This window comes from Fundicoccus sp. Sow4_H7, assembly GCF_052115865.1.
Lineage (GTDB): Bacteria > Bacillota > Bacilli > Lactobacillales > Aerococcaceae > Fundicoccus_A.
The window spans coordinates 1-22076 of record NZ_JBQKME010000005.1 but is presented as its reverse complement, the minus strand read 5'-3'; the positions used below and the strand labels follow the sequence as shown (position 1 = coordinate 22076).

At 34.1% G+C, this 22076-nt stretch carries 20 protein-coding genes and 1 other annotated feature; of the genes, 5 read left to right on the top strand and 15 right to left on the bottom strand.

Going from position 1 to position 22076, the window contains the following annotated elements; genetic code table 11:
• The first annotated feature begins 111 nt into the window (after nt 1-111).
• A complete protein-coding gene (locus ACTQ54_RS06245) occupies nt 112-1341 on the top strand; it encodes a D-alanyl-D-alanine carboxypeptidase family protein (RefSeq protein ID WP_441755278.1) in 1230 nt (409 codons plus the stop codon).
• 78 nt (nt 1342-1419) lie between these two features.
• Here the strand turns inward: ACTQ54_RS06245 and thrS are convergent, their stop codons facing one another.
• The 12 genes from thrS to pepA all read right to left on the bottom strand — a co-directional run bounded on the left by thrS (nt 1420) and on the right by pepA (nt 14984).
• Nucleotides 1420-3363, bottom strand: a complete 1944-nt coding sequence (thrS, locus tag ACTQ54_RS06240) for a threonine--tRNA ligase (RefSeq protein WP_441755277.1) — start codon at nt 3361-3363, stop codon at nt 1420-1422.
• A gap of 51 nt (nt 3364-3414) precedes the next feature.
• Nucleotides 3415-3628 (bottom strand) — a binding site (T-box leader).
• Nucleotides 3629-3669: 41 nt separating this feature from the next.
• Nucleotides 3670-3876, bottom strand: coding sequence for a hypothetical protein (locus ACTQ54_RS06235; RefSeq protein WP_441755276.1), 207 nt, complete (start codon nt 3874-3876; stop codon nt 3670-3672).
• 18 nt (nt 3877-3894) lie between these two features.
• Nucleotides 3895-4821 (bottom strand): primosomal protein DnaI, encoded by a 927-nt coding sequence (gene dnaI, locus ACTQ54_RS06230; RefSeq protein WP_441755415.1) that lies wholly within the window; start codon nt 4819-4821, stop codon nt 3895-3897.
• Between the two features lie 11 nt (nt 4822-4832).
• The gene (locus ACTQ54_RS06225) at nt 4833-6230 is read right to left on the bottom strand and encodes a DnaD domain protein (protein ID WP_441755275.1); all 1398 of its coding nucleotides are present in this window, start codon (nt 6228-6230) and stop codon (nt 4833-4835) included.
• Nucleotides 6211-6717, bottom strand: a complete 507-nt coding sequence (gene nrdR, locus ACTQ54_RS06220; RefSeq protein ID WP_441755274.1) for a transcriptional regulator NrdR — start codon at nt 6715-6717, stop codon at nt 6211-6213. The genes ACTQ54_RS06225 and nrdR overlap by 20 nt, the downstream gene beginning before the upstream one ends.
• 67 nt (nt 6718-6784) lie before the next feature.
• On the bottom strand, nt 6785-7390 hold the full coding sequence (gene coaE, locus ACTQ54_RS06215) for a dephospho-CoA kinase (protein ID WP_441755273.1): 606 nt from the start codon (nt 7388-7390) through the stop codon (nt 6785-6787).
• A gap of 12 nt (nt 7391-7402) precedes the next feature.
• Nucleotides 7403-8248, bottom strand: coding sequence for a DNA-formamidopyrimidine glycosylase (gene mutM / locus ACTQ54_RS06210; RefSeq protein WP_441755272.1), 846 nt, complete (start codon nt 8246-8248; stop codon nt 7403-7405).
• A gap of 13 nt (nt 8249-8261) precedes the next feature.
• Nucleotides 8262-10928 (bottom strand): DNA polymerase I, encoded by a 2667-nt coding sequence (gene polA, locus ACTQ54_RS06205; RefSeq protein ID WP_441755271.1) that lies wholly within the window; start codon nt 10926-10928, stop codon nt 8262-8264.
• Nucleotides 10929-11060: 132 nt separating this feature from the next.
• On the bottom strand, nt 11061-12395 hold the full coding sequence (murC, locus tag ACTQ54_RS06200; RefSeq protein ID WP_441755270.1) for a UDP-N-acetylmuramate--L-alanine ligase: 1335 nt from the start codon (nt 12393-12395) through the stop codon (nt 11061-11063).
• Nucleotides 12396-12411: 16 nt separating this feature from the next.
• Nucleotides 12412-13233 (bottom strand): hypothetical protein, encoded by an 822-nt coding sequence (locus tag ACTQ54_RS06195; protein WP_441755269.1) that lies wholly within the window; start codon nt 13231-13233, stop codon nt 12412-12414.
• A gap of 23 nt (nt 13234-13256) precedes the next feature.
• On the bottom strand, nt 13257-13889 hold the full coding sequence (gene ytpR, locus ACTQ54_RS06190; RefSeq protein ID WP_441755268.1) for a YtpR family tRNA-binding protein: 633 nt from the start codon (nt 13887-13889) through the stop codon (nt 13257-13259).
• 18 nt (nt 13890-13907) lie between these two features.
• Nucleotides 13908-14984 carry a glutamyl aminopeptidase gene (gene pepA, locus ACTQ54_RS06185; protein WP_441755267.1) on the bottom strand — a complete coding sequence of 359 codons (1077 nt, stop codon included), beginning with the start codon at nt 14982-14984 and terminating at the stop codon, nt 13908-13910.
• Between the two features lie 235 nt (nt 14985-15219).
• Between pepA and ACTQ54_RS06180 the strand changes: the two genes are divergently transcribed.
• From ACTQ54_RS06180 to trmB, 3 genes are all read left to right on the top strand, one after another.
• Complete coding sequence (locus tag ACTQ54_RS06180; protein ID WP_441755266.1) at nt 15220-15546, top strand: hypothetical protein; 327 nt, start codon at nt 15220-15222, stop codon at nt 15544-15546.
• Nucleotides 15547-15625: 79 nt separating this feature from the next.
• Nucleotides 15626-16411: a phosphotransferase family protein gene (locus ACTQ54_RS06175; protein WP_441755265.1), complete on the top strand. Its 786-nt coding sequence runs from the start codon at nt 15626-15628 to the stop codon at nt 16409-16411.
• 28 nt (nt 16412-16439) lie between these two features.
• Nucleotides 16440-17090, top strand: a complete 651-nt coding sequence (trmB, locus tag ACTQ54_RS06170) for a tRNA (guanosine(46)-N7)-methyltransferase TrmB (protein ID WP_441755264.1) — start codon at nt 16440-16442, stop codon at nt 17088-17090.
• 74 nt (nt 17091-17164) lie between these two features.
• Here trmB and pepF read toward each other — a convergent pair whose 3' ends face one another.
• From pepF to ACTQ54_RS06155, 3 genes are all read right to left on the bottom strand, one after another.
• Nucleotides 17165-18973 (bottom strand): oligoendopeptidase F, encoded by a 1809-nt coding sequence (pepF, locus tag ACTQ54_RS06165; protein ID WP_441755263.1) that lies wholly within the window; start codon nt 18971-18973, stop codon nt 17165-17167.
• A gap of 58 nt (nt 18974-19031) precedes the next feature.
• The gene (locus ACTQ54_RS06160) at nt 19032-20141 is read right to left on the bottom strand and encodes a competence protein CoiA family protein (RefSeq protein WP_441755262.1); all 1110 of its coding nucleotides are present in this window, start codon (nt 20139-20141) and stop codon (nt 19032-19034) included.
• Nucleotides 20142-20203: 62 nt separating this feature from the next.
• Nucleotides 20204-20905, bottom strand: coding sequence for an adaptor protein MecA (locus ACTQ54_RS06155; protein WP_441755261.1), 702 nt, complete (start codon nt 20903-20905; stop codon nt 20204-20206).
• Between the two features lie 758 nt (nt 20906-21663).
• On the opposite strand from ACTQ54_RS06155, the gene ACTQ54_RS06150 reads away from it, so the two are divergent.
• Complete coding sequence (locus ACTQ54_RS06150) at nt 21664-21900, top strand: hypothetical protein (RefSeq protein ID WP_441755260.1); 237 nt, start codon at nt 21664-21666, stop codon at nt 21898-21900.
• Nucleotides 21901-22076 lie beyond the last annotated feature (176 nt).

Sequence of the window (22076 nt, the reverse complement as noted above, 5' to 3'; positions counted from 1 at the left end):
ATATTAGTCCTACTAATATACTTAAAAATTTTATTATTTTTAAACAATTATTGGAAAGTTTGTGCTACTTGTATATAATAGTAAAGTAATCAATATTAGGAGGCGTTACGCTTGATCTTTAAAAAATCAATCTACAAGCATTTATTCTCTATCTTTTTAGTCTTATTAATTTCACTCTCAACCCCATTTAAGGTATTGGCTCAAGTTGAGGATATTACCAAGACGCCTAGTTTAGAACGTGATGCTGAAGATATTGAAGAATACCCGGAAGCAGAACTACCAGATAATTATCCTCAAGAATTGATCGATTGGTATGCAGCCAACATGGACGCACGTTCATATGTGGTTGTCGATGTAGAAACGAATCGTATTCTTGCAGAAGAACAAGCATTTGTTCCCTACCCTATCGCTTCTATGTCAAAAATTTTAGCTGTATATTTAATCTATCAAGCCATTGAAGAAGGAACTATTTCAATGGACACAATGGTAGAAGTACCTCAAGCAATTGAAGATTACCTCTCTTTCAACCCAGAACTTTCCGCTGTTGGTTTATATGCAGGCGTCGAATATAGCGTTGAAGATCTCATTCATGGAATCATGATGTTATCAGGTAATGATGCGACTTCTACGATGATGTGGAAATTATTTGGTGATGAACAAACAGCCGTTCAAAAAATTCGTGAAGTATTAACCGATTGGGGCATAACTGATTTTGAATTCTACACAACCTCAGGTGTACCTAATATGTACGTTCCCGAGGAATGGTGGATGCCTGGTTCAACTGAAAATGATGAGAACAAATTATCGGCAGCCGATGTAGCCCTTGTCGCACAATACATTGTTGAGGAGTATCCAGAAATACTCGATGTCACTTCTAAAATCGATTATGTATTTATGGAAGGCACAGATTATGAATCGGTATTTACTACAAGTAACCTTTTACTTCCCGGCTTAACCTATGGTCGACCTGGGACAACGGGATTAAAATCAGGTTTAACCGATGGTGCCGGTCGGACATTCGTAGCGACAGTTAATGAAAATGATCGGGATTTAATTGCTGTTTCTATGGGACTCTTTAATCGTGCTGATGGCTTAGAAGTTACATCTTATTGGGAAATCGAAATCTTACTAGATGGATTATTAGAATATCCAGATATGTATCAAAATGAAGCTTTACCAACCAATAAGCATAAAACACGCGCTGAACGTGAAGCGGAAGAAGCATCTATCAAAGCTGAAGAAGAAGCCAATCAATCATCTGATGAAACAGTTGAACTTGAAAATCGAAGAGATAACCCTATTACTAATTTCATGCGGGATATCTTTAAATTCTTCCAATAAAATTATAGATAAGCAAAAAACCAAACTTTTAACATATCAAAAGTTTGGTTTTTTTGTATTAATTATTGAATTCAAAAATTAAATTGACCGGCTTTTAGCTGTAATATCTGTATTCAGAAGTTCAATAAATTCACCAAGCGAATAAGACTTAGACTCTTTTGTACCGTATTTACGGATATTAACTGTTTGGTTTTCAACTTCTTCATCACCAATCACAATTTGATATGGGATTTTACTTGTTTGAGCTGAACGAATCTTATATCCCAATTTTTCATTACGTAAATCCATTTCTACTCTAAAGCCTTTGGTCCGGAAAGTTTGATATAATTCTTCCACTCGATCTTGATGAGCATCAAGACTAACAGGTAGTAAAATCATTTGAACAGGAGCTAACCAAGTTGGAAATGCACCTTTATATTCTTCAATCAAATAAGCAACAAATCTTTCCATCGTTGATAACACACCACGGTGAATAACAACTGGACGGTGGGTATTAGCTCCATCTTCACCTACATAGGTTAAGTCAAAACGTTCAGGCAATAAGAAATCCAATTGAACAGTTGACATTGTTTCTTCAATCCCAATCGCTGTTTTAAATTGAACATCTAATTTGGGTCCGTAGAAGGCAGCTTCCCCTTCTGCTTCAAAATATTCAATCCCCATCTCATCCAAGCCTTCTTTTAACATGGATTGAGCTTTTTCCCACATATTATCATCATCAAAATATTTTTCTTTGTTGTTTGGATCACGTAGGCTTAAACGAAAACGATAATCTGAAATATTGAAGTCTTCATAAACTGCTAGAACTAAGTCAATAACACGTCTTAACTCATCTTTAATTTGATCAGGTCGAACAAAAATATGCGCATCATTCAAGGTCATTTCACGCACTCTTTGCAATCCTGAAAGTGCACCTGATTTTTCGTAACGATGCATCATTCCTAATTCAGCAATTCGAATTGGTAACTCACGATAAGAGTGGACATCATCTTTATAAATCATCATATGGTGTGGACAGTTCATTGGTCTTAAAACTAACATTTCACCATCACCCATATCCATTGGCGGGAACATATCTTCATAGTAATGATCCCAGTGGCCAGAAGTTTTGTACAAGTCTGCTTTCGCCATAATAGGTGTATAGACGTGTTCATAACCTAATTCGACTTCTTTATCCACAATATAGCGCTCGATTGTACGACGAATCGCAGCTCCTTTTGGTAACCAAACAGGAAGACCTGATCCAATTTCTTGCGAAATCATAAATAAATCCAATTCTTTACCTAATTTACGATGATCTCTTTCACGGGCTTCTTCACGCAAACGTAAAAATTCTTTTAAATCTTCTTGGTTGAAAAAGGCAGTTCCGTAAATCCGTTGCATCATCTTATTATTTGAATTTCCACGCCAGTAAGCACCAGCTAATGATAATAACTTGAATACTTTAATTTTTCCTGTTGAAGGTACATGAACGCCACGGCATAAGTCAACAAAATCTTCTTGCTGATAAACAGTGATAGCTTCGTCTTCAGGTAAATCGTTAATTAATTCTACTTTATAAGGATCTTTAGCAAAGATTTCTAAAGCTTCTTGACGACTAACTTCTTTTCTTACAATTGGATAGTTTTGCGAAATGATTTTTTTCATTTCTTTCTCAATAGCCGGTAAAGCTTCTTCTTGGATTTGGTTTTCCATATCAGTATCATAATAGAAGCCAGATTCAATCGCAGGTCCAACTCCAAAATGTATCTCTGGATACAAACGTGTTAAGGCATGTGCCATTAAATGTGCGGTTGAATGACGTAAGATTTGTAGAGCATCTTCACTTTTTTCAGTAATGATTTCAATGCGTCCATCTACTTCTATCGGACGATGTAAATCAATCAGCTCGTCATTTAATTTCCCAGCCAGAGCCTGTTTAGCTAATGATTTACTAATCGATTCAGCAACTTGACCAGTTGTGGTACCTTTATCAAATTCCTTGACAGCTCCGTCAGGGAAAGTTAATTTAATTTTTTCCATAAATTATTTACCTCCTTAAAATCGAAAAAAACGCCCCATTGTTAAAATAAACAATGGGGCGTTTTATCGCGGTTCCACCCAAATTAATGTAATAATCATTACAAACTTATTATTGACGTAACGAGTCATGACGTCTACTGTTCAATAAATTTTCCAGTAGATTAAGATGAAGGGGTCTAAGCTTTTGCTAAGTAAGACGTTTCAGCAAGCCGTCTCTCTCTGTAACTATCACGAAAAGTTAGTTGTCTTCAAATAAGTTAATTAAGTTATAACATTCTTTATCTTTAAAAGCAAGCAAATATCAAACTAATGTCTTCGATAAGCTTGAATACTTTGGACTAAGGCGTTCCCTGTAATTAAAATCCCTAAAAGCATTGGAAAGGCTAATAAGGTTAGCTTTTCTCCAAAATAATAAACTAATAGTAATACAATTTGAATAATAAAACTAATCGTAATATTAACGATTAACATACGTTGAGCCTTTTTTTCTTCTTCAGAGTTATAATGGTTCATATTCGACCCCCTACTTCTTTAATTACGTTGCATGCGGCGACGATTATCGCCAGTTAAATGAATTTCTTTGGCTAAAAAATTAACTCTTTCCATTAATCGTTTCGCTTTTAATGGTTCAACACTTTCTCTCGACTGAGTTAAATGTGATTCTAAATTTGCAATAGAGCCATTTGAAGTGAAGAATGTAGCTAAGGCTTCTTTCATACGGTATTCCAAAATAACACTTAAAACTTCATCCCGTAACCAAACTGAATTTGATTCAGCACCGATATCATCTATCATCAACACATCCACTGATTTTACTTTTTGTAAAATTTGTTGTGTTGTGTTGTCACTAATTGAAGCCTTAATATCACTGGCAAAGCTAGGATAATGCAACATAGTCACCGCTACATCACGGCTTACTAAATAATTAGCTAAAGCTCCCAATAGAAATGTTTTTCCCACACCAAAAGGCCCTACAATAAAAAGACCTTGCGCTTGTTTAGGATTTGCAAAATATACATCAATAAAAGCCATGACTTCTTCAAGTAGCTTTTGGCGGCTAGGAGAATTTTCCGTACCAAAATCCATTAAACTGGCATTTCGCACATCCCGCGACATCATCCGATTATCCAACAAAGCGGCTTTTTTACGCATCTCTTGTTGATTATAATAGGTCTGTGTTGGAACATAAGTCACATCAATATAACCTTCATTAATAAATAACTTCGGTTCAAACCCAGGATTTTGCCCTAATTCTCCACGTTGAATAGCTTCAAACTCAATTTTAAATTCATTTAATTTTGAAAAGCTATTCTGAATCATTTCTTCAGAAATGCGATCACTATTGGCATTGACAAACGCTTGAATAGGTTCAAAAGCTAAAGTAGACTTAATCGTTTGATTTAAACTTTCTTGGTAGCGACTATTTCCACCAATCATTTTATTAACAATATCATTCATTGATTGCAAATTTAGTCACCTCCCTCATTTAATAGTTGGTTTAATTTGCTACGAATTTCTTGCTCTCGTTCATTGGAAGTAGCATCTGCAATCTTTTTAGTTTCCTTAACATTAGAGGGTCCATCATTCTTATTTTTTTCTTGTTCAATTAGCCAGTCAGGTAATTCTTCCACACGACGATGATCTTTTTGATACCATTTTTTACTTTGAGAATTAGTTTGCTTCGTCTCTTTTTCTTTAGCCTTCTCTTCTTCTGAATAAATAGCTAACAATGCATTAGCTGCCGTATCAATCCCTTGCTTTTGCCATAAATTTGCCATTCGTTCAAGTTCACCTTTGTAAATATTGTCTCTTTGTTTAAATACCAACAAATAATAAACTAACATATTAATCACAGCTTCATTCAGTTCTGACTTTTCAGAAAGAGTTATTAAATAGTAACTTTCGCTGTCTGTCGCAAATCCACCAACATTTTGCTTTATTTTATTTAAGAAAACTGGCGCTGGAATGTGTTCACAAAGACTTACTAATTCCATATCTGCTTGAGATAATAATGGATTATGGTCTTGTTTAGGAAGACTCACAGGACGTGGTTTTTTCTCAACATTTTGTTTTTCTTTTTGTTGAACTTTTCGTTCAGCAAAGATCTTCAATTGATTTAATTGAATCGTATTTTTGAGAGGATTTAAACTGTTTTTAATAACTTCTAACATTTCTTCTTCGTCTAGTTGATAAACTTGATGAATAGCTGCAATACTTTCGCGCAGCTGCGATGTGAATTGAGTATGTTCAATCCCTTCAGCAATTAAATACCTTAAAAACAAACTGTAATTAAATGTAGGCGGCATTTCAACAGAATTTACATTAGAATTATCCTGATGAATAGACTCATTAACAGGAACATCTGTTTGATAAACTCTAAAGACATCAGAATATGATTTAGAAATATTTTGAAAATCGTTTTTGTTCCAGTCATCTACGCTAAAATATTCAACAATAGAAAGATAGCTTTCCTCACCAACTTGACGATATAAAGCTGTATTTAATAAGGGATGGCTTAAAAATTCTTGAGCCGTTAAAGTTGGTAAGAGCTCGTAATATAATATTTTTTGATAATCTAACTGTTCTTCTTTTTTGACATAAGATTTCATTAAGCCAACTGCTTCTAATGCATGACGGCTTTTTTCAAACTGATCGATACCGCTATTGATAAGTGGCAGGAAGGTCGCGTGTTTAATACAGTCTGACCAAGTATTTTTTTGTTTTGCAAAAAATATCAATCGTTGGTATAAGGTGACAGCTAAACTTCCAATGATAGGTTGATATAAGAGCGAAAGTCTTTCTAATTCATTGGCGCCTACCGAATGATGAAAAATCACCTGAAATTGATCATTCGGTTTCAGTTTCATTTGATTCTAGCTCAACAGATGAGCCGTCAGCTTTCATTTTGTGGTTCATGGCTTCAAGCTCCTTAATGAACATATCACGTGACTGAAATTGACGATAAACACTGGCAAAGCGAATATAAGCCACTTCATCAATTTCCATTAGTCTAGGCATAATAAATTCCCCAATACGCTCGCTAGCAATTTCGGTATCAGATTCTTCTCGTACTGCGTTTTCTACATTGGCAGCAAGTTGATCCATTTGTTCACGAGAAATAGGTCTCTTTTCGGCAGCACGTATAATACCCCTTAACATTTTATCACGGTTAAACTCTTCACGTGTCCCATCTCTTTTTACGACTAATAATGGCGCTCTTTCGACTCTTTCATAAGTATTAAAACGAGTACCACAATTTAAACATTCCCTACGTCTACGGATTGAGGCTCCATCATCTGCTGGACGTGAGTCAATCACTTTTGATTGCTGATGTCGACATTTTGGACATTCCATTAAGCTAACCTCCTCTCAAATAAACTTGTTTTCATTATTTTAACATAGTAAGCAAATTGTAAAAAGTCTAGTTAACTAATTTCTCATTTAAACGATTCAATTCTATATCCAGCTGTCGATAGGTTTCATCTACGGTGCCACTGTTATCGATAATAATATCAGCTAATTCAATTTTTGTATCAATGGGCATTTGACTATTAATCCGCGCTGTGGCCTCTTCTTGCGAATAAGCATTACGTTTAATGAGTCGTTCCAGTTGCAGCTCTGGTTTGGTATAAACCAACCAATCTTCATCATAATAATTGTTCCGACCAATCTCAAATAATAAAGGGACATCCACAAATACTAACGCTTCTTCCTCATGCCTATACAATTCTAGTAAACGATCAACTTCCTCAAAGATCAATGGATGTAAAATAGCATTCAAAGTTTCTTTTTTATCTTCATCGTTAAAAATGATTGCAGCTAATTGACTTCGATTAAGTTCACCTTCTGCTGTCAAAACAACTTTTCCAAAAGTTTCAACAACTCTTTTTAAGCCGACTTCGGCTGGTTCTACTACTTTTCTTGACAGCAGATCCGTATCAATGACAGGATAATCTTTATCTAACAAATAATTCGCGACTGTCGATTTCCCTGTAGCGATACCTCCAGTTAATGCAATGATATACATGGATCGACTCTCCTACTTTTCCTCAAAAATCTGGCAATTCGGACAAAAATGTGTTCCTCGTTGACCGACAGAGATTTTTTCAATACTTGTGCCACAAATAGGACATGGCTGATTTTCTTTTCCATAAACTTGGTGATGTTGTTGAAAAGTCCCTTCTTTACCATAAGCATTGCGATATGTTCGAATACTTGAACCGCCCGCTTCACTTGCTCGACTTAAAACATCAATGATGGCATGATGCAATCGTTTAATTTGACTTGAGGTCAATTGCTGGGAAGAGGTTAAGGGATGAATCTTTGCTTGGAATAAAACCTCATCCACATAAATATTACCTAAACCTGTTACTAAATATTGATCGAGCAATGCTGGTTTGATGGATTTTTTAATACGACTTAGTTTTTCAGCAAAGTTATTTATTTTAAAGGATTCTGTTGTCGGTTCTGGTCCTAATTTTTTTAATTGAAAATAGGACGTTAAATCCTCTAAACCAATGAGTTCCATCCTGCCAAATTTACGAACATCATGATAATGCAATTCTGAATGGTCTTTGAAGATAAAACGAACATGCGTATGCTTTTCTTTTACCAGCGGCACTTCACTAGCGGGATAAAAGAAATACTTACCTTCCATTCGAAGGTGCGAAATTAAATAACAGTTACTGAGTTGGAAAATTAAATACTTGCCCCGTCTTAACAGGCTATGAATTGTTTGTCCGACTAGAGCATTTTGCCAATCTGACAAATCCAATTCGGTATTAATAATTCTAGGCCAACTAACATCAACTAAAGCAATTGCCTTCTCCTTTATTAATGGCTCTAATCCTTGACGTATTGTTTCAACTTCGGGTAGTTCCGGCATGCCTATTTCCTTTCTATTTTAAGTCGTACCAATTCGTTCCGCTGTTATAATCAACTTTTAAAGGAACAGATAGCTCGACGGCTCCTTCCATAATTTGTGGAACGAGTTCATTTAAGCGTTCAATTTCTTCAACTGGTGCTTCTAAAATCAACTCATCATGGACTTGTAATAAAATTTTTGCTTGTAAGCCTTCATCAATAATGGCTTGATGTAGGGATACCATGGCAATTTTTAATATATCTGCCGCTGTTCCTTGGATTGGTGAGTTCATGGCTGTTCGTTCAGCGAATGAGCGTAAATTAAAATTACTTGAATGAATATCTGGTAAATAACGACGACGATTGAACAAGGTACTTACATAGCCATTTTCCTTTGCTTCCTTAACTATATCATCCATAAATTGTTTAATCCCAGGATATTGTTCAAAATAACGATCAATAAAGTCTTTCGCTTCTTTACGACTAATATTTAAATTTTGAGATAAACCATAATCGCTAATTCCATAGACAATCCCAAAGTTAACAGCTTTAGCTTGACGTCGATGCTCAGAAGTAACTGCTTCATCTTCTCCTATACCAAATACACGTCTTGCAGTTGCTGAGTGAATATCTTCGCCATCAATAAAGGCTTGTTGCATATGTTCATCTTTTGAAATATGAGCTAAAACACGCAACTCAATTTGTGAATAGTCCGCTCCAAACATTAACCAACCTTCTTTTGAAGGTACAAAAGCTTTCCGAATTTTGCGCCCTTCTTCCATACGGATAGGAATGTTTTGCAAGTTTGGATCAGTACTACTTAATCGTCCAGTTTGGGTTAAGGTTTGAACAAAGCGTGTATGAATATGTCCATCTTCTTTAATAAATGGCGGTAAGCCTGCAAGATAAGTTCCTTGTAATTTAGCTAATTGACGGTAATCGAGGATTTTATCCACGATTGGATGCTTACCTGAAAGTTTTTCAAGAACATCCGCAGCTGTACTATAGCCTGTTTTTGTTTTCTTTATGACAGGTAATTTTAGATTTTCAAATAAAATAACCCCTAATTGTTTTGGCGAATTAACATTAAATTCCTCACCAGCTAATTCATGAATTTCAGCTTCCATATTGGCAAGGGTTTCGGACATTTCGGCATTCATTTCCCCAAGTTCAGATCCGTTTACCTTAACCCCTAGTATTTCCATTGAAGTCAATATTTTTGCTAGAGGAAATTCGATGGTAGAATACAAATCCATCATTTCAAGCTCCGCTAAACGATTTTCCAACTCTGGCATTAAATGCTCTAATGCTACTAATTTAGTTAGAAGATGTTGCCCTAAAACTTCTTGATCTTCTGGAATCGAAGCTTTAGCCCCTTTACCATAAACAGCCTCATCATTTTTAACAATACTTGGTAATTCAGCAATCGAAAGGACATCTGTAATATCCTTGGTATTATTCAAATCAATTAAATAAGCTGCAATTAAAGTATCAAATTGAAGGCCTTTTAAAGTAGTATCGAAATGAGATACTAAAACAGTATCGCGTTTTGAATCCCAAGAAATTTTCGCATGGTTTTCTGAAGCTAGCCATTCTTTAAAAGCATCACTAGCAAAGGCTATTTCTGCCGATGTGATATAAGCTTTTTTAGCATTAATATCTAACCAAGCGACAGCCTTAATGTCTGCAAAATGATAATTTTCTTCTAGTGTTTCAAAATAAATAACTGCTTGTTTAGGTAAATGGGATGCTAGCAGCTCATCTAAATATTCGTATTCATATTGATCCAATTCTAATTGATCTCCTTCATCAATTAGTTGATCGCTATATTCTGTCTGCAAGTTATTTAAGAACGAATGAAAATCCATATTGCGATAAAACTCTGCTAAGGCATCGATATTTTTACCTATTAATTCAATATCGTTGATTGAAATTTCTAAAGGGGCATCTGTTAAAATTCTAGCTAAATCTTTACTCATAAAAGCATTGTCTTTATCATTAATAATATTGTCTTTCATTTTAGATGGTTTAATATCATCTAAATTGTCATACATATTTTCAATACTACCGAATTCTTTGAGTAATTTGATGCCTGTTTTTTCTCCAATACGAGTAATACCAGGATAATTATCTGAACTATCACCCATCAAACCTTTTAAATCAATAATTTGATGAGGGGTTAAGCCATATTTTTCTTGAATCGTTTCAGGAGTATAAGCTTCTAAATCACTGACACCTTTACGGGTAATATAAACCGTTGTATTGCCACTTGCTAATTGGATTAAATCCTTATCACCTGAAATAACAATCACTTCGTCGTCTTCATCCGCTTGATGCGCTAGTGTTCCAATAATGTCATCCGCTTCATAGCGTATAATTTCATAATGTTTAATCCCATAAGCGTCTAGTAGCACTCTAAAGTAAGGCATCTGTTCTTTAAATTCGCTCGGTGTTTTTTGTCTTCCGCCTTTATACTCAGTATATTTTTCGGTTCTAAAAGTTGTTTCACTTTTATCAAATGCAACTAAAATATGTGTCGGTTCAAATTGATCTAAAACGGTATTTAACATTAAATTGAAGCTATATAAAGCATTGGTATGTAAACCTGCCTTATTTTTGAATTGTTCAAAGTTTAAGATAGAAAAGAAGGCGCGAAAAGCTAAACTACTCCCATCAATTAACATTATTTTACGGTTGGACATGATATATTCCTCATTTCATTTAAGATAGTTTACGGACATGTTCTATAAGACAAAAAAGAATAATAAATCATCTACAACTACGTTTGTACGGGCTGCTTAGAAATGATTTATTATTCGTATCATTTTGTTCAACTACAATGTATTTGGCTTTAATTGAGCATACGAAGATACAAACTGATTACCAATTACATCGATATCTCCAGCTCCCATAAATAATATGACTGCATCTTGATACGCCATTAACGGTGAAAGATGGTCTTGAGAAATAATCTCAACATCTTTGTCAATGCGATTAGCCAAGTCTATGATCGATACATTCCCAGCTTCTTCTCTTGCCGAATTAAAAATATCAACCAAGTACACATCATCAGCTAAATTTAAAGATTCCGCAAAATCTTGTAATAAGGCTATGGTCCGGCTAAAAGTATGCGGTTGGAAAACAGCCACCACACGACGATCAGGGTATTTTTGCTTGGCAGCATCAATAGTCGCTTTGATTTCAGAAGGATGGTGTGCATAATCATCAATAATTGTTAGTCCCTCAACTTGTTTTTCAGAAAAACGACGTTTTACCCCTGTGAAAGTTGCCAAATGTTCTGCAATATCCTCGGCTTGAAAACCTTCTAAATTTAACACTGTAATAACACTCAATGCATTTAAAATATTATGTTTTCCATATACTGGAAGTTCAAAATATCCAAATAAAGTGTCATTAACGATCACATCAAAACTAGAACCATTAACACTACGGTCAATATTGATTGCACGAATATGGTTGTTGTCGTCAAATCCGTAGTAATAGATTGGAATGTCTGTAGTTAATTCCTTCAAGTACTCATCATCACCACAAGCGATGATTGCTTTTTTCGTTTGATTCGAAAACGTTTGGAATGCCTCAGCAACATCTTCTATGGATTGGTAATAATCAGGGTGGTCAAAATCAATGTTGGTGATAATCGCATAATCTGGACTGTAAGCTAAGAAATGACGGCGGTATTCACAGGCTTCCAATGCAAAATAATTGGCTTCTTCATCTCCAAAACCTGTCCCATCGCCAATTAAATAACTGAGTGGAGCTAGATTTTTAAGTGTATGCGACAGTAATCCTGTGGTAGAAGTTTTACCATGTGAACCTGTAACCGCAATACTAGTATAGCCATTAATTAATTCACCTAAAAATTTATGATAACGTTGGATTGGTAAATTTAATTCTCTCGCCTTTACCAGTTCTGGATGTTCGTCCCCAAAAGCATTTCCCGCAATAATCGTCAATCCTTCAGTTATATTATCTGAATTAAATTCAAAAATAGGAATGTTTTGGTTCTCTAATTCTTGTTGGGTGAAAAAATATTTACCAATATCGCTACCTTGGACCTGGTAACCTTCACCGTGTAAAATGAGAGCCAAGGCACTCATTCCAGAGCCTTTTATTCCTACAAAATGATAAATTGTATCTTTTTTTAACATTGTTACTATTTGCCTCCTAATTTTCAAAACGAAGAAAAGAATCCTTTGTTTTGACCAAACGCTTTGCTAATACTCTTAATTGGTTGTCCACTTGATGGTACTTTGTTATTTTTTCTTTGTATGGTGTAGGAATTTTCTTAGGTACGAAAGTGGATGCTTTTGCATCAACGATTTCATACTGATTTTTGGCATGTTCTACTTCAACTTCCAAATCTTGATTTAAGGGATGATTTTGTTTTGAATCTACCCTTTCATATCTATTTGTTAATTTGAAAGAAGGGGTATAAGTTGAACGGCTAGAGGGAGGATGAATTGACTCATGATGATCAATATCAGAATCAATCGTCTCTTCTTGCTTTACAGAACTCACTTCCTGGACTTGCTCTGTTTCATTTTCTAAATAAACATAATAATCTGAAAACTCTTTTGCTGCTTTGTTTTGCTTCAAAAATGGTATTTGATAATCTTCTAATGGTCTTGAACGTTTTGAAGTCTCAACAACTTTTGAAGAGTCGATTGTTTGCTCATTAGTTGAAACTTCGAGATTTCCCTTCTCCTTGTTATTATAAGCCTTCATTTCAGCTTGTAAACTATTAGGGTCAATCTTATCAAAATCATATAAGTTTTGATCTAAGTCAATATATTCTGACTGAAAATCATCTTGATTTTTATCATTTACAGTTAATTCGCTATTTAGCGGTTCTAAAATCTTTTGTTTTTCGGCTTTGAGTGCCGGTGTAAAACGTGATTTATTTGAATCACGATTAATATTTTGTTCGAAACGATATTCTTTTTTATCTAAGAATTTTCTTCTTTGGGATGTTTCGTTGTCGGACATCTCAGTGCCTCCTCTATTTATTATTAGTTCTTACGATACCATTCTAAAACTTCTTCTAAAGGCGTTCCAACTTCAAATGAATCATTTAATTCCCAAATTCCTGGTAAGTCTTCAATATCGGTGGCATCAAGTTCTCTCGTCGAACAAATCATACCTGAACTTTTAACGCCACGTAACTCACCGGCCCAAATAATTTCTCCACTTGGCATAACAGCACCAGGTTTTGCTACAATAACATGTTGTCCAGCATCAATGTTTTTAGCTCCACAGACAATTTGCAATACTTCGTCGTTATTCACACGTGTTTGTGTGACACTTAAATGGTCACTGTCCTCATGTGGCACACAACTTTCTACATATCCTACTACTAATTTAGCTAATTGGTCTGTGTCACTTAATGGAGCAAAACCATTCTTTTCTAACAAATCATTAACTTGATTAATTTGTTCGTCTGTTAGTTTAATTGGTCCATTTCCAACTAAAGACATAGAATCACTGATATTAAATACATTAATCCCAATCACATCTTGAGTCGTTTTGTCTTTAATAACTGTAACAGTATCTTTTTGTTCGACGTCCACACCATGTTCTCCAACAGATCCAAAAGTTAACATTAATGTATCGCCTACGTTATCTTTATTATAAAAAGCTAACAAATCATACACTCCTCTTAATTAATTCATTTCCATAATAGTATTTAAAGTTGTTCGGTCGAATGTTTTCACTACTGTTTGTAACATTTCGCGAGCAGCTTCATAATCTGAAATTCTAAAAATCGTTTGATGTCCATGAATATATCTAGCTGGAACACCGATAACTCCACTTGGAACTCCTTGATTCATAACGTGTGCTGCGCTAGCATCTGTTCCACCTTTAGAGAAGTAGTATTGATATTGGATATTATTTGAAGAAGCTGTATCAAGTAAATACTCTACCATTCCACGGTGGGTTAAATGACCAGGATCTTGTACTCTTAGAAGGAATCCATCACCTAAGCGACCAGAGGCATCTTTTTTACCGTCAGTATCTGCTGCTGGTGAGCAATCAACCGCAATAAATACGTCTGGTTGGTATTGATGCACTGCCCCTTTAATACCGCGCAAGCCAACTTCTTCCTGAACACTCGCTCCCATAATTAATCGGCTATTTAAATCTAAATCTTTCACTTCTTCCAACGTTTCTAAAACAGCAACACAGCCATATCGATTATCCCAAGCTTTACTAATAATCGATTCTTTATTGGCTGTATAGATCGTTTCAACTAACGGAACAATGGTATCGCCTGGTCGAACACCAAATGCTTCTGCTTCTTCTCGGGAAGTAAAACCTGCATCAAATAAAATATCACTGATATCAACATTATGATTACCTTCTTTACCTCTTAATAAATGAGGGGCTACTGCAGAAGACACACATGGATAATCACCTTTTGATGTTTGTAGTGTAAATCTTTGGGCTGAAACAACGTAAGGATTCCAACCACCTAAGGGGACAACTTTAAAAAGTCCGTTATCAGTAATTTGACTCAGCATAAATCCTACTTCATCCATATGTGAAGCAACTAAAAGAGTTGGTGCATCATCTTTTTTGCTTTCTTTAACTCCAAAGACATTGCCTAATGGTGAAACTTCCACATGGTCTACCAACGGTTCCATGTAATGTTTCATATAGTTACGTACATTTTTTTCATTACCTGAAGTAGCTTGTAATTCAGTTAAATCTTTAATTAATTGGAATGTTTTATTTTGCATAATATTACCGAAATGAGCTTTCGGTTTCCTCCTAACAAATACATTTTAGTTATTTTATTGTGTCATAATTTGACAGATAAATCAATTAAGGAAAGTTATCTATTGTGAGCTTTTTGAGGCTTGTTACATCCTTAGCCTATAAAAAATGCTAAACGCCTAATTTATTCATTTTTTATTTCGACGGGAATCATGTTACAATGAAGAATACCAACATTTATCGAAAGGATGTTTAAGCATGAACGAATCAAAAAAAGACAATATTATTGGCACATTACTTCTAGTAACTGGTGTTATCGTTGGAGTTGCTACAACATTACTCATCAAAGAAAATAAACCAATGAATGCCGGCAAAGTACTCGAACAACTCTTAATTGATTTTAAAGACAACAACACTGTGATCGGTTCATGGATTGATTATGATCCAATTCCTTATGAGCAATTTCAAAGTCAACCTTTAGTGTATATTGGAGAAATTTCGACAAAAGAAATGGATAAAGTAACAACTTATCGTTTTGCTAGTGATATTTACACAGGAGAAATTATTGATTTGACTGAAATCTAATCATACTTTGTCTTGCTTGATTTACTAAACGTGATACAATGATATTTCATTTGTAAAATTATTTATCGGAGGTGATATTTTGGTTGAAAATGAAGAACAATGGGAGTTGCGTCCGATATTAGGTGCAACTGGCCAAGCGTTCATGGGGACAAAACAAGATGAAAAAATTTTTTTCAAGCGAAATTCATCTCCTTTAATAGCCACTTTAGCCGCAGACGGGATTACCCCCAAATTGAAATGGACACAGCGAACCTATTCAGGTGATATTTTAACCGCTCAAGAATGGGCAGAAGGAAAAACCTTAAGCAAAAAAAATATGGCCGATGACAGAGTGATTAAAATGATTCGTCACATCCATCAGTCAAAAAATTTGCTGATGACATTACGACGGATTGATAATCGTGTTTGTAAGCCACTCGATTTTATTGATATTTATTTTAAAGATTTGCCTCCTTCGTTAAAGTCTCATATGTTTTTTAATGAAGTGATTCAATTTCTAGAAAATCAAATTGATGATGATTTTTATCTGGTTGACTATGTCGTCTGTCATGGTGATTTAAATCATCACAATTTTTTATTGAGTAATGATAATCAATTGTATTTGGTGGACTGGGAAAATGTGCGGATTGCTGATCCAATCAGTGACATCACTTGGTTGTTATGTCAATACTTTGAGCCGAGTCAATGGATGTCTTGGTTTAATTCCTATGAAATCGAAGTGGATAAAAAGGTATTTAAACGCGTCCAATGGTACTCACTGATGAATTGTTTGTTATTGGTTAAACATTTTTCGATTGAAAATCGCTATCAACGTATGAATGAAGTGATTTTGTTAATCAAGTCCATCTATAATCAAGTTAAATAACTTTTATTTTTTAAAAAGGAGATTTTTAATGCGTTTAAGACATAAGCCATGGGCACAAGATTTAATTGATCAACACCCAAAATTTGTTGTACCCCAAGCTGAACAATATAAGGGAATGTGGCAAGACAAATTTCAAAAGCAACAACCTATTTTTATAGAAGTTGGTTCTGGAAAAGGTCGTTTTATAACAGAAATGGCTAAAACTTATCCGGAGTTTAATTTTATTGCCATCGAACTTCAAACTAGTGTCGTTGTTTCAATTCTCGAACTACAACTAGAATTAAATCTTCCGAATCTTTTAATTTTACACACTAATGGACGTCATTTAAATCAATACTTTGAACACGGCGAAGTTAATCGTGTCTATTTAAACTTCAGCGATCCCTGGCCTAAGAAAAAACATGCTAAAAGACGTTTAACGAGTCCTGAATTTCTAGAACAATACCAATCAATTTTACATCCAGAAGGTGAAATCCATTTTAAAACCGATAACCAAGGCTTATTTGAATATTCATTAGCAAGTATGTCACAATTTGGTATTATCTTAAAGCAAGTATGGCTAGATTTACATCAATCAGATTTTGAAGGTAACATTGAAACAGAATATGAGATGAAGTTTTCTGCTAGAGGCCAACGTATTTATCGACTAGAAGCTTATTTTCCTCAAAAAGAAATTTGAAACACATAACCACCATGAACGTTATTTTATAAACGTTTATGGTGGCTTTTCCTAATATTTATTGATGATGTTTCTTATTTTTGTTCTTTCAGCAAGTTTTCAAATTCATTTAAACGCGCTTCGAATACATTTAAGGCAGACATTAAGTACTCTTTTTGCGTCATATCAACACCAGCTTGTTTCATGATTTCGATTGGATAATTACTTTTACCTGCTTTAAGGTAATTCAAGTATTTATCCAAGCTTTCTTTGTCTCCACTTAAAATCTTTTCCGATAAGGCAGTGGCTGCAGCAAAACCTGTAGCATATTGGAACACATAGTAATTATAGTAGAAGTGAGGAATACGGCTCCACTCAAGGGCAATTTCTGAATCTGAATTGACATCTGGACCATAATATTTTTCATTCATCGCTTTGTAATTTTCAGATAAAAAGGCTTGTGTTAATGGTTTGCCTTCCGCATCTGCCGTGTGCATAAAATGTTCGAACTCTGCAAATTGAGTTTGACGGTAAACAGTACCCTTCATCCCATCTAAGAAGTGGTTAATAATATATAAACGCACTTTTGGATCGGTATAACGATCTAATAAATAACTCGTTAACAAGTTTTCATTCGTAGTGGAAGCAATTTCTGCTAAAAAGATGGAATAATTACCATAAATATATGGTTGGTTTTTATGAGTTAAATAGGAGTGTGCACTATGCCCTAATTCATGGACTAATGTATACAGCCAATTCACATTATCTTGCCAGTTCATCAAAATATATGGATTACTGTCATAAGTTCCTGAAGAATAGGCTCCACTACGTTTTCCTTTGTTTTCATATAAATCAATCCAACGTTCATCAAAAGCTTTTTTGATAATCGAAATATATTCTTCACCTAATGGTGCTAAAGCTTCTAGCGTAATTTCCTTAGCTTCTTCATAATTGAAGCTTAAAGGTGCTTCCCCTAAAATCGGTGTGTACATATCGTACATCTCTAAATCTTCAATACCTAGTAATTCTTTACGTAAAGCAACGTAACGATGTAAACTTGGTAAATGTTCACCTACTGTTTCTAATAAAGTATCATAAACGGATTCAGGAATATTATTAGTAAATAACGCTGCTTCACGTGCTGAGTTAAAATTACGCACTTTCGCAGAAAAATTGTCCGCTTTAATATTGGTACTTAGTAAAGAAGCCATAGTGTTTTTATATTGATCATAAACTGAATAGAATTTTTCAAATGTATCCTTACGAACACGTCTATCTGTGCTTTCTAGTAATTTACCATAAATACTATGTGTAAGTTGGATCTTTTCACCTTTTTGATCTTCTACTTCTGGAAAACTTAAATCAGCGTTATTTAAAACACCAAAAGTTTTACTTGCAGCCGATAAAACCTCGCTAGCTTGCGCTAAGATGACTTCTTGTTCAGGAGCTAACACATGATTTCTTTGACGCGTCATATTGTCTAAATATTGTTGGTATTCTTTTAGAGTTTCATTAGATTCAATAAATTCAGCTAGTTTTTCTTCGGGAATCGATAAAACTTCTGGTTGAAAGAATGCCGTTAATTCTGAAAGTTTGCTATATAATTGATTAGAACGCGCATCTAAAGATTGGTAAGTTGAGTCTGTGGAATCTTGATCATATTTTAAATGCGAATAAGTATAAACATTCGATACTTTTCTTGAAGCGGCTAAAATAGTATCAATTGCATGAACTAAAGCTTCAGCTGAATTTGCTAAAGTCCCTTTCAACGCACTAATTTTTTCTAATTCAAATTCAGCATCTTTATAAGCTATTTCCCAAGCTTCATCATTTTCAAAAAGAACGGTTAAGTCCCAAGTACTTTCAACAGGTACATCATTACGAGATTGATAACTTTCTACCATTTATTATATTCCTCCTAAAAAAATCATTAGAAATATCTTATCATAATCACCCACGTTTTTAAATTAATAAAACTGCTTTTACTAATATTTTATAAAAACCACATTTGGCTGGATATAAAAGACCTTTATCTACCAGTAATTTTATTAAATCTTCAAAAAATACTTGTTGATATTTTTCATCAATCAAAGGTAAATAACAAAAATGAAAATGACTATTGATAGGATTGTCCATTATTAATGATTTCAAATCATCTAAATCAATATAGTCAAGCACATACTCCTTAAGTTCAACAATAAGCCAAGCAAAAAACTCCCACATCGGTTGATGGACCAGGGGTGAATACCAATTTTCTTCCAGTATCCAACGGGGTGCCCGGCTTAATACCAAATGATGACGATAAAGTTTATGAAGACTAAGATAATAATGCTTATTACGCAAAACAGCATTTAATTGTTGTTCAAAGCTTTTGGTTTTAGTTTTCTTTAAGGGAGTCATTTTTTGTCGATAGTTAAAAGAATTAACATCAACTTTTAGTATGTCCCCTAGATTAAAATCAATCGGATAAAAACGCTCTTCTATAGATGAATTTTGTTTATATAAGAGCGGGATAAAGGGACGGACAACCAAAAGATTACGGACTAAATCCAAACTTATCCAATAATTTTTATAAGCATCATTGTATTGCAGCATTGAAAAATGCCAAAAATTCATTTTATTAATATTAAAATCATCTTCGTTTAGTAACCAAATGCATTGGTCAACCTCTGTTAAATAGAGTTTATGGCGTTTTATTACTTCATTTCGCGGAATGGGACTATGCTGAAATTCTAAGACAATTTTACTTGATTCATTTGTCTCCCAGTAGACATCTGCCGTCTGTTGAATGCGCGGAAATAGAAATTCATTGTGAACAGCTTTAGCAGTAGGCTTTAAAAAGTTGCATAATTCTTTTTTAGCTTTTTGGTGAATCGATGTTTCACGAGCAGCTTTTTTCTGCAGTCCTGATCCACAAGCAGTAATATGACTAAAATAATAGACATCTCTCTTGCTTTTCTTTAAGTACATAGGCTGATCACATTTGAGACAATACCATTTTTGTTTTTGCGGTAGATTGAGCGGCTGTGTAATGTAATAAACTTTACCATTTTGATTTTTTGCTACATTCATAAAAAAAATCCCCCTTTTACATATATACGTAAAAAAAGGGGAAATGCATTATTACAATTGTGTTAAATATTTTCGCCGAAAAATTTTAAGGCATCTGATTCACGTAAAAGTTCACCATATTCCATCAAAATATCTTCGGTAGTCGAGAATGGTTCGCTAAATTCTAATATTTTTAATACATATGAGTAAGCTTTTTTCTCACTTAAGTCTTCATCAATTGATTTAATCACTAAATAATAATTACCATTCATATGGTATAAATTCGTCTGGATAGTATCGATTGGTATTTCACGTGCCAACGCAAGAAAATTATTTAATGTTTGGAAACGTACGATTTGACCTAATTTGTTTCTATATTTTTTGTTTAAATTAAAATAAGAACTTGATTCTTTCTCGTTTTGTACTGCATCATTTGTTTGATTCTCATCATTTTTAGCTTTTGTATTCCGACTTTTTCGTGGTTGTCTACGATGTTCATGTAAGCGATTGGTTAATTCGTCTTCCCAAAAAGCATCCATTTCATCAAAATTCGTTCGGCTGATGTATAATTCCAAACCTTCAGAATTCGGCATGACTTGGAATGTGACAGCCTCTGAGTCGTGGAAATGATTGTCCACATCAACTTCTTCCAAGATAGAGTAGAAAAATTGTTCTATACTACTTTGATCTCCAATTAAATCTAGGAAATCAATGCCACGTTCTTCTAAATCGTCCATGTCTATCATGACTTTAATTAAATTTTCATTAATATGCTCCATCTCCATCAACGGTCACCTCCCTATTACTTACAATCTATTATACAACACATAAAAATAGATACAATCTTATTGTATTTTATTTTTAGTTTCACTATCATACCTAACTTATGAAGTTAAAGCAAGATTTAACTGATTGATTGTTAACGGTTAAAGCATCACCTGCATTTAAAGGTGTTGCTATTAGAGTAAACCTCTAAAGTTTTGAAATTAGATAATAATTTCATAAATAACAAATAAGCAGAAGAACAACAATAACAACAGCTTATATATATCGCTAAAACTTTAGTTACAAGTACATCTATACAAGATATATTCATAAACTAATTGATAATATGTTTTATCAAAAAACTTAACAGCTAATGAACCGTCTTGTTCTTTATTTTAAAGTATGATGTATATTATATATTCTAAATGTAAATAAATTGACATATAAACAAGTGAGCGTTATCATCCGGATAGATGATAACTATTTTGCTAGAGTAGAATGAGTATAATTTTTTTGTAATTTATCAGTTGCTTATAAATTAATCGAACTAGTATTTAATTTAATAAAAGACACTAAGAGAGGATGTCTCATATGAAAAAAAATAACTATCACAACATTAACAAGTACATTACATCTGAATAATATATCTTCTGTATTGATTTATGCACATGAACAAAATGATGATATTTCATATACGATTATCTAAATAGATGATTCTGCTTCTTCAAGCTACTCCATACAGAGTGTAACGGGAATAATTGCTGTATTCGTAGGTGGTATGCTTTCAGGATATATAGTTGACGGTGTACTAAAATACGTTACTGGTTTTAGCTATGGTGATTGGGTACAAGAGGCATTAGCAATTGCATTGAAGAATCATAAGGAACGACAAATATTTTTAGCTAAATCTAGTCTTAGAAGTGGTGGTAGTGGATCTGGTAGTTTCAAGGCACAAATAGTTAAAATAAAAGTAGAAAAGAATTGCTTATGGATATCGCAATTTCAGTTATTTTAGAGATTGTATTTTATTAATGACACGACTCTATGAACCAGATCCAAAGAAAAAAATCAAGTCACATATGAACTGCCCCCTGTCAAGTAGACAGGTAAATAAACAAAATATTTGTGCCATGTATGATGTCTTATCATACATGGTATTTTTTTATGCCGGTATCTTTAATCCCATACTCA